Raw genomic sequence first — 9,357 nt, forward strand, 5'->3', positions numbered from 1 at the left:
TGATTAAAAAATCAAAATTGGCTGTCTGGAGTTTTAGACAGCCTTTTTTTTTGTAGCTATGACAGAAAACCCCTGGAAAACTCGTAAAGAAACAACCATTTATCAAAACCCCTGGATTAGACTGGAAGAGCATCAGGTTTTGAATCCCGCAGGAAAAGAGGGGATTTATGGGAAAGTACATTTTAAAAATAAGGCTATGGCCATCATCCCCATCGATCGGGAAGGGAATACCTGGCTGGTGGGACAATATCGCTATACCCTCAATCAATATTCCTGGGAAATCCCCATGGGAGGAGGGCCGATTGGACAGGATTTCTTGGAAAGTGCCAAGCGGGAACTCAAAGAAGAAACCGGATTGACGGCCTCCAAATGGACCGAGCTACTTCGGATCCACACCTCCAATTCGGTAACTGATGAAGAAGGTATCATTTATCTGGCAGAAGATCTTACTGAGGGAGAGACCGAATTCGAGGAAACAGAAATACTACAGATTCAAAAACTTCCCTTCGCCAAGGTAATCGATAAAGTCATGAAGGGGGAAATTACCGATTCGATCAGTATCGCCGGGATTTTAAAAGCTGCCCGTGTCTTGGGTTTTTAACTAATGACTATAAAGGAACATTTTTCAATCACGCTTCAACTTGCCTATCCTGTTGTACTGAGTCAGCTGGGGCAAGTTTCTGTGGGAGTTGCCGACAGTATGATGGTTGGGCAACTCGGAGCAGTGCCTTTAGCTGCGGCTTCCTTGGCCAACAGTATATTTTTCGTGTTGCTCATGTTTGGAATGGGTGTATCCATGGGGATTACTCCCCTGGTCTCCATAGCGGAAGGGAAAACCAAAAATCTAAGAATTGGACGGCTTTTTCAGCACGGGCTGTGGATCAATATCGGTACCGCCTTGATCTTGACGATTATCATTTTAGGTTTGTCCCAAGGTTTATACCATCTCGATCAGCCGGAAGAAGTGGTGGATATTGCCATTCCGTATCTCTTTGTCATTACTGCCTCGCTTTTTCCCTTTATGATTTTTCAAACCTTCAAGCAATTTGCCGAAGGCTTATCCCAGACGAGACAGGCGATGTACGTCACGATCATCGCCAACTTGGTCAATGTGCTGCTGAATTATGTATTGATTTTTGGGAAATGGGGAGCCCCTGAAATGGGCTTAATGGGAGCAGGATGGGCTACTTTGATCTCGCGGATTCTCATGCCCTTGCTGATGGGATGGTATGTGATGAAGTCTTCCCGATATAAACTTTTTAAGATTCAATGGACCGGTAAAAAACTCAGCTTTCCGATGATTAATCGGATTTTGAAAATCGGGATACCTACTGGCTTTCAGTATATTTTTGAGGTAAGCGCCTTTGGGTCAGCTGCAATTATGATGGGCTGGATTGGGGTAAATGCACTCGCCGGTCATCAAATTGCCCTTAATCTAGCCTCGATTAGTTATATGATGGCAGCAGGATTGAGCACAGCGGGAATGATCCGAGTGAGCAATCAAATCGGGAAAAACAACAGAAAAGCCATGCGGGAAGCCGGGATGGTGGTCTTTGGGATGGTGCTGGTATTTATGGCAACTACAGCCATTCTCTTCGTGACCTTGCGTAATTTCCTGCCCACTTTGTATATCGATGATCCCGAAGTGATCGCCATGTCCGCAACTTTATTGATCATTGCCGGAATGTTTCAGCTTTCGGATGGAGTTCAGGTGGTGGGCCTCGGCGTTTTGAGAGGAATGGAAGATGTGAAATTTCCCACTTGGATCACACTCTTGGCCTATTGGGTTTTAGGCTTACCCCTGGGGTATTTTCTTGCTTTTGAGTTGGAAATGGGAGCAGTAGGTGTCTGGTATGGACTCTTGATTGGTTTGAGTATTACCGCAGTGGTTTTATTTTACCGTTTTCATAAGCTTAGTCTCAGACAATTGAAACAATAGGAGGGGGGTGTTTAGGAATCAATTGATTCCGTTTTTTGGGTCATTCGATAATTCCACATCATTTTTCAACAGAATCTGAAGTCGGTTTCTTCCTTGGATTTTAAAAACCTTATACCGCAGAGGAAGTAGTGCTAGGCCAGTACCAATGAGAATTCCAGAAGTTAAACCCACTCCTTGATCAATAGAGAATTCCCGATTTTGATAAATTGAATTGATACTTTCGGCAGTCAGCAAGATAATTCCAGAGCCTAATATCAAGACATTCATATTTTTCAAGGTGGAGTTTCGGCTGTCCTTCTGACGGATATCGATCGCTTCGATGTCATCTAGTGAAAGAATGTTTTCCGTGAGGAAGATGTAATCCTGTGAAAATTCCCGGATCTGATCGGTAACGAAGTAATCTAATTTTTTGCTTTTGTAAGTAATGGATTCACCCGGATAAAAGCGGATATGTTTTTTGGGACTTGGACCACGTTTGAGCAAAAGGAAATCTTCTGATTGAGCATATAAACTTAGGTTTACCCCTAAAAAAATAATGAAAAGCAAGGTCTTCTTCATAAATCAATTTCTTGGTTAAATATGCTGATTTTTTTAGGGTTTTTCCAATTTCCTGAGATTCGGGCTCAGAAGTAAAGCCCATTTGATTTCTTCCTATTCCCTAATTAAATGTTAGAGAAGACCGGAATTGATGTTTGGTCTATACATTGATTCTTTTTTCAACGCCAAGAATTTTTATTTGTTTTTTAAGAGTAGCAGCTCGGAATCTTCTATATTGAAAGTCCAAATTTAGACCCAATGAAATCGAGCACGACGCAAGCGACACACAGGGGATGCCCCGATGGGTCGGGGAATCAATGCGAAGATTCCATCTGACCTCTAAAAAACAAATTATAAACAGATGAAAAAGAAATTAATTGCTTTAGTCCTTCCTTTTTTGATGGCTTTCATCGCCTTTTCCCAAGATTTGGCTGTTCTTTCTCAGCGCGAACAGGCAGAATTAATCGATTCTTGGCTGGATGATAGGATCACCAATCTTTTGCCCGATCTCATGAGCGAAACGGAAATAGACATGTGGGTGGTCATTTCCAGAGAATACAATGAAGATCCCGTCATTCGGACTCTTCTGCCGGCTACCTGGATGGCTGCTCGGAGAAGGACGATATTGGTGATGTACCAGCCCACACCCGATTCTGCGGTAGAAACTTATGCTATTGCCCGGTACGATGTGGGAAAAGCCTTTAAGCGTGCTTGGGATCCTGAAAGTCAACCTGACCAATGGGAAGCTTTGGTTGATTTGATCAAGGAAAAAAATCCCAAGGCAATCGGATTGAACTTTGCCAAAGATTATGGTCATGCGGATGGACTCACCTTCACCGAACGGGAAGCCTTTATGGAAAAACTCCCGGCAAATCTTCAGGGAAAAGTGGTTTCCGCACAGACTTTGGCTGTTCGTTGGCTCGAAACCCGGACTCAAGCCGAAATGGCCAGCTATCGACATATTCAACAGTTGGCCCATCATATTATTCATGAAGGACTTTCCGAAAAAGTGATCACTCCAGGCAAAACCACCACGGAGGATGTGGTTTGGTGGTATAGGGAGCGGATCAAAGAGCTTAAATTGGACACATGGTTTCATCCCTCAGTGGATATTCAGCGACCCGACCCTGACTCCAACGAGGCTTCGCGTTCTTTTGCCTCCAGGCCTTCGGAATTGACCATCATGCCGGGAGATTTATTGCACATAGATTTTGGAATCACCTATCTCCGATTGAATACCGACACGCAGGAATTGGCCTACGTACTGAAAATGGGAGAGACTGAAGTTCCAAAATACCTGCAGAATGCCTTTGAAGTGGGAAATCGCCTTCAGGATATTCTGACCGAAAACTATGTGACCGGCCGGACTGGAAATGAAATTCTGCGTGCATCCCTTGAGCAAATGAAGTCTGAAGGTATCAGAGGAAGTATTTATACCCACCCTCTGGGATATTATGGCCACTCGGCAGGACCGACGATAGGAATGTGGGACAATCAGGGAGATACGCCCGGGGCAGGGGATTTTCCTCTTCATCCTAACACGGGCTACGCGATCGAACTCAATGCGGTGGTTTATGTGGAGGAATGGAAAAAAGATGTGCGGATCATGTTGGAAGAAGGGGCCTTTTTTGATGGTGAAAAAGTGAAATATTACAACGGCCGCCAAAGAAGGATTTTGCCTATTCCCCGAATCTCTGAATACTTGGGCTATTAAAATGGGATGGGGGAGCTTCAGCCTCTCCCCATTTTTGATTTACGAATTAAGAGAGGAAGAGTATTTCAAACTTATCCTAAATTTTTGCGGTTTAGATCGCTCATTTAAAAATTCAGACTTTGCTACACCCTTACCATTTACTACTTACAGTTGCCAGCTGCCAACTGCCACTGTCAACTTTTTTTCAATAGTTATGCAGTGGTTGAGGGTTCGAAGTTCAGGGTTCCTACACTGATTACTATTTACTTTTCACTATTTACAAACTGAAATTGCCTACTTCTGCCATCGCCAAAATCAATGCCTGGGAGGATACTTCCCACTCCGTATAAAGAATAGAAATATCAGGGAAATCCCGGCCATTCCTGCGCTAAATAGGAATACCAATGGGAAATTCTCCACTTTGTTTGCGTATAAAAATCCGGATACAATCGCTCCGATACCTATTCCCGCCTCAAGAAAAATATACATGGTAGCCAAGGCCCTCCCTCGAAACGCATCGAGCGCCAAGTCAATCACCCAGGCAGCCGTCGTTGGGCTGTTCATTCCTACTGCACATCCAAACAAAACTCCTGCTCCCAACAAAGCCATCTTGGTCTCCGAAAGCGCGACCAATACCATGCTGCCTATCATAAATACAGTGGCAACCCGAAGTACGGGAACTCTCCCATACCGATCAGAAGCCCTGCCGGCAATCAGCCGGATTCCCAAACTCGACAAGGTAAACACAGCGAAAAACAAGCCCTTGTTTTGAATGCCGAGGTGGGCAGAAAAATCCGGGATAATCGTAAGCACCACCCCAAAGGAGAAAACAGAGAAAAACAGAACGAGAGAAGGAATTAAAACGCGTTTTTCTATAAGTTCATGTCGGTTCAGTTTGAACAAACCCAATCGAAGGGGCTCCTTTTTTTCTAGTGTTTCTTTTAGTTTGAAAAGAATAATAATAGAAAGAATCGCGGTGAGGGATGAGGCGTAAAACAGGATTTCTATGGGCCAGATACTCGCAATCCAGCCCCCGATTGCCGGTCCGGCTGCCATTCCAAGCGAACCAAAAAGGGACTGAATTCCCATGGCCTCGCCACGCTTTTGAAAGGGGACAATGTCAGCCACATAAGCCGACGTTCCGGTAGGAGTGAAGCCTGCTGAAAATCCGTGAGCAAATCTTAAAAATAAAAATCCTCCGACAAAACTCAGAATGGGATAAAGTAAGCTAATCACAAAACAAACTCCTGCTCCGAAAATCATTACCGGTATCCGGCCGATTCGATCAGCCAGCTTACCACTAAATGGCCTTGATAGTCCCGCTGACAAGGTAAAAAGGGAAATAATCAGCCCCTTGTAATCCTCCCCTCCAAGCGATGTCAAATAGTTGGGCAGCTCCGGAATGATCATATTGAAAGAAGAAAAGAATAAAAATGAGCTCGCGCAGAGAAGAAAAAAATCAATCGAGAAAAAAGAGGGCAGCAGTTTCATTTCGCCGCAAAGATAAGGGATAAACTTTCCTTTCACTAGCATCATTCACGCCTAGTCAAAAACCAATTTTGACAAGACCTGCCCCCCCCCCTCCGCCCGCGATTTCACCGGATACCAGCCCCGCCATTCCGAGGAGGTCGACAAAATTTGAATAGAACCAATTTCCGAAAAAATCATTTCTTCAAGAACGCATAGTGAATTTGATTAAGTGCCGTAGGCACGACCAATGGTGTAGCCCCGTATGAAGCAGCGACTGAAAGGAGCTGCGGAATGCGGGGTTAAAGTGTTAGAAAATATTCCCACCTCGGCCCCGGGTTTTATCGGTTAAACGCCTCATTGTGCCGAGGAGGTCGACAAAATTTGATTAGGACCTATTCCCGAGAAATCTTTTCCAAACGGACCGATGGTTCTTCAGATTTACCTGCAATAGGTAGGCTTGTACCTTTATTCTCCAATATCCCGATAATCGGGACAGGCACTTCAGGATTTTATATGTTGGACTTCGAAATTCATCATTGGGCATTCATCATTTTTCATTCATTCGATATTTTAAAGGACTGATTTCTCCAATCTCCCACCTTCTCATCGATTCAACAGTTCGACAATTCCCCAATTCATCAATTAAACAGTTCATCAATTCCCCAACCGATTGTTTAACAATTAACTTTTAACCCTTAACCAAAAAAGTAGGCAGTTGCAGTTTTCAGTTAGCAGAGTGTCAATGAACCCCGAACCTTGAACTCAGAACCCGTTCTACCGTTGCGTCGTCGCGAGCTTTTCAGTTAAACAATTCCCCAATTCATCAATTAAACAGTTCATCAATTCCCCAATCTACTATTTAACCATTAACCATTTAACCCTGAACCCATGAAGCAGTAAGCCGCAGTATGCAGTCGGCAGATAAACCTTGAACCCAGAACTGTGAACCCTGAACCGTTGCGTCCTTGCGAGCTTTTCGGTTAAACAATTTCCCAATTCATCAATTAAACAGTTCATCAATTCCCCAACCGATTGTTTAACAATTAACTTTTAACCCTTAACCAAAAAAGTAGGCAGTTGCAGTTTTCAGTGGGTAGATCAAGAACCTAGAACCCTGAACATTGAACCAAAACCTTTGCTCCATTGCGAGCTTTTCGGTTAAACAATTTCCCAATTCATCAATTAAACAGTTCATCAATTCCCCAACCGACTGTTTAACAATTAACTTTTAACCCTTAACCATAAAAGTAGGCAGTCACAGTTTTCAGTTGGCAGAGTAGAGTATCAATGAACCCCGAACCTTGAACTCAGAACCCGTTGTACCGTTGCGTCCTTGCGAGCTTTTCAGTCAAACAATTCCCCAATTCATCAATTAAACAGTTCATCAATTCCCCAATCGACTGTTTAACCATTAACCTTTTAACCCTGAACCCATGAAGCAGGAAGTCGCAGTATGCAGTCGGCAGAAAAACCTTGAACCCGGAACTGTGAACCCTGAACCGTTGCGTCCTTGCGAGCTTTTCGGTTAAACAATTCCCCAATTCATCAATTAAACAGTTCCTCGATTCCCCAACCTTGAACCCTCAACCCCGAACCAAAATCCCTAAAAAACGAGACTTTCATCTTCAACCTATTCAGTTAAACAGTTCATCAGTTCCCCAACCCTGAACCCGTTTCCTTGTCGCGAGCTCCCAGCTAAACAGTTCGTCAATTCATCAATTAAACAGTTCCTCAATTCCCCAATTAAACAATAAACATTCCCCTTCCATCGTGACAATTCCGGTTTTTTTTAAGACATTTGCATTCTTTAAATTTTAACCTAAAATCATGACTTCGGACCAACTGAAAGACTTGAAAGCTCGCACCTCGGCTTTAAGGAGGTATCTTTGACTACGATCGGAAGAAAGCAGAAATAGAAGATTTAGAGGCGGTTTCCTCTCAGCCTGACTTCTGGAATGACCCCAACGAAGCAGAAAAAACGATGAAACAAATTCAAGCCCGAAAGGCTTGGACCTCTTCTTTTGAGGACCTTGATAAGATTATCGGGGACCTTGACGTGCTGTATGAGTTTTATTCCGCCGACGAAGTCAGCGAAGAAGAAATCAAAATCGAGTATGACAAAGCCAAAAAGGCAGTAGAAGAGCTCGAACTCAAGAAAATGCTTTCCTCGGAAGAGGATCAACTCAATGCTGTTTTGGAAATCAACCCCGGGGCAGGAGGTACAGAAAGTAATGACTGGGCTTCCATCCTGATGCGGATGTACATCATGTGGGGAGAGAAAAACGGCTACAAGGTCAAGGAAGTGGACGTGCAAGAAGGGGAAGTGGCAGGAATCAAATCCGCAACGCTCGAATTTGAAGGTCCTCTTGCCTATGGATTTTTAAAATCCGAAACGGGGGTTCACCGATTGGTACGGATCTCACCTTTTGATTCCGGAGGTAGAAGACATACCTCCTTTGCCTCGGTTTACGCCTATCCGGAAGTGGATGATAGTATCGAAATTGATATTAATCCGGCAGATATCGAACTCCACACTTCCCGTTCTGGTGGTGCTGGTGGTCAAAATGTGAATAAAGTAGAAACCAAGGTTCAATTGACTCATAAACCCACCGGAATAGTGGTAGTTTGTCAAATAGAGCGTTCACAGCTGGCCAACCGTGAAAAAGCCATGCAAATGCTTAAATCCAGGCTTTATCAAATGGAATTGGAAAAGCGGAATGCAGAAATTGCAAAAATAGAATCCTCCAAGCTTCGGGTGGATTTCGGTTCCCAAATCCGAAATTATGTCCTTCATCCTTACAAACTGGTAAAAGACAACCGAACCGGATACGAAACCTCCGACACCCAGCATGTACTAGATGGGGGCTTGAATGAATTTATGAAGGCCTACCTTCTCGCCCAAAGCGAAGAAGAAGCAGGGAAGGAGTAAGCCCGCCTGTAAATTATAGTCCAAGTCTACCTGCATTTTTCCAGGGAGCAGGCTTGGACTTTTTGGTGTTTGGGATTTGCAATCACGAAACTCTTTAGTAGGATTTGCAATCCGAGTTATATAAAGATTCCTCCAACGTGAGTGTCTCACTCATGTGTTCCAACTTTTGCTCTCATTTGGCCAGGTTGTTGAGTTTCCCTAATCAAATTGTGCCGATCTCCTCGGAATTTGCCCCAACCCTCCGAGGGTTTTTCGTTATCCAATGCGAGATAAGTTCAAGGATCAATAACCAATATTAGAACTGAATCCCTCGGAGGGTTTTTTTGAGAATTGGTTCTATCGGATTTTTGTCTACCTCCTCGGCACCACGGGGCTGGTATCCGGCAAATCATCAGGCCGAGGTTGGGATCTCTTCTCATCACCAGACCCCGCATTCCGTTCGGCGTCCCGCCTCACTTCATACGGGGCTACGCCACAGGCGCACAGGTATTCATGATTTGACCCTTTCAGGGTCATTGTAAAATACCTAAAGTTTTCTCGACCTTTCAGATTTCTGATTTAAACTTTCAGCTTTACACACACTTCAAAATTCATCATTGGGCATTTATCATTCGATATTTTAAAGGACTGATTTCTCCAATCTCCCACCTTCCCATCGATTCAACAGTTCGACAATTCCCCAATTCATCAATAAATCAATAATCATCACCACTTGAAAATTGCTCATTGAATTTGTTCATTGAACATTGTCTACCTCCTCGGCATAACGAAGCTGGTATCCGGCAAATC

At 43.9% G+C, this 9,357-nt stretch carries 6 protein-coding genes; 4 read left to right on the plus strand and 2 right to left on the minus strand.

Annotation, left to right across the window (positions count from 1 at the left end; all coding sequences use genetic code 11):
* Nucleotides 1-58 precede the first annotated feature (58 nt).
* Together BM043_RS18215 and BM043_RS18220 are read left to right on the plus strand one after the other, a co-directional pair.
* Nucleotides 59-601 carry an NUDIX domain-containing protein gene (locus tag BM043_RS18215; RefSeq protein WP_092794368.1) on the plus strand — a complete coding sequence of 181 codons (543 nt, stop codon included), beginning with the start codon at nucleotides 59-61 and terminating at the stop codon, nucleotides 599-601.
* Nucleotides 602-604: 3 nt separating this feature from the next.
* Nucleotides 605-1,939, plus strand: coding sequence for an MATE family efflux transporter (locus tag BM043_RS18220; RefSeq protein ID WP_092794370.1), 1,335 nt, complete (start codon nucleotides 605-607; stop codon nucleotides 1,937-1,939).
* A gap of 18 nt (nucleotides 1,940-1,957) precedes the next feature.
* Here BM043_RS18220 and BM043_RS18225 read toward each other — a convergent pair whose 3' ends face one another.
* Nucleotides 1,958-2,497 (minus strand): hypothetical protein, encoded by a 540-nt coding sequence (locus BM043_RS18225; RefSeq protein WP_092794373.1) that lies wholly within the window; start codon nucleotides 2,495-2,497, stop codon nucleotides 1,958-1,960.
* Between the two features lie 340 nt (nucleotides 2,498-2,837).
* On the opposite strand from BM043_RS18225, the gene BM043_RS18230 reads away from it, so the two are divergent.
* Complete coding sequence (locus BM043_RS18230; protein WP_092794375.1) at nucleotides 2,838-4,190, plus strand: M24 family metallopeptidase; 1,353 nt, start codon at nucleotides 2,838-2,840, stop codon at nucleotides 4,188-4,190.
* 294 nt (nucleotides 4,191-4,484) lie between these two features.
* Here BM043_RS18230 and BM043_RS18235 read toward each other — a convergent pair whose 3' ends face one another.
* Nucleotides 4,485-5,705, minus strand: a complete 1,221-nt coding sequence (locus BM043_RS18235; protein WP_245753077.1) for an MFS transporter — start codon at nucleotides 5,703-5,705, stop codon at nucleotides 4,485-4,487.
* A gap of 1,761 nt (nucleotides 5,706-7,466) precedes the next feature.
* Between BM043_RS18235 and prfB the strand changes: the two genes are divergently transcribed.
* A protein-coding gene (gene prfB, locus BM043_RS18245) for a peptide chain release factor 2 (protein WP_143189576.1) occupies nucleotides 7,467-8,568 on the plus strand; the annotation gives its coding sequence in 2 pieces (ribosomal slippage) (nucleotides 7,467-7,526 and nucleotides 7,528-8,568; 1,101 coding nt in all).
* Nucleotides 8,569-9,357: the final 789 nt, after the last annotated feature.

Source organism: Algoriphagus hitonicola, assembly GCF_900113375.1.
GTDB lineage: Bacteria > Bacteroidota > Bacteroidia > Cytophagales > Cyclobacteriaceae > Algoriphagus > Algoriphagus hitonicola.

What these genes read in the sequence shown, in the direction of transcription:
- BM043_RS18235 (WP_245753077.1), bottom strand. Translation starts at nt 5,705, where the DNA reads ATGATGCTAGTGAAAGGAAAGTTTATCCCTTATCTTTGCGGCGAAATG.
- BM043_RS18220 (WP_092794370.1), top strand. Translation starts at nt 605, where the DNA reads ATGACTATAAAGGAACATTTTTCAATCACGCTTCAACTTGCCTATCCT.
- BM043_RS18230 (WP_092794375.1), top strand. Translation starts at nt 2,838, where the DNA reads ATGAAAAAGAAATTAATTGCTTTAGTCCTTCCTTTTTTGATGGCTTTC.
- BM043_RS18225 (WP_092794373.1), bottom strand. Translation starts at nt 2,497, where the DNA reads ATGAAGAAGACCTTGCTTTTCATTATTTTTTTAGGGGTAAACCTAAGT.
- BM043_RS18215 (WP_092794368.1), top strand. Translation starts at nt 59, where the DNA reads ATGACAGAAAACCCCTGGAAAACTCGTAAAGAAACAACCATTTATCAA.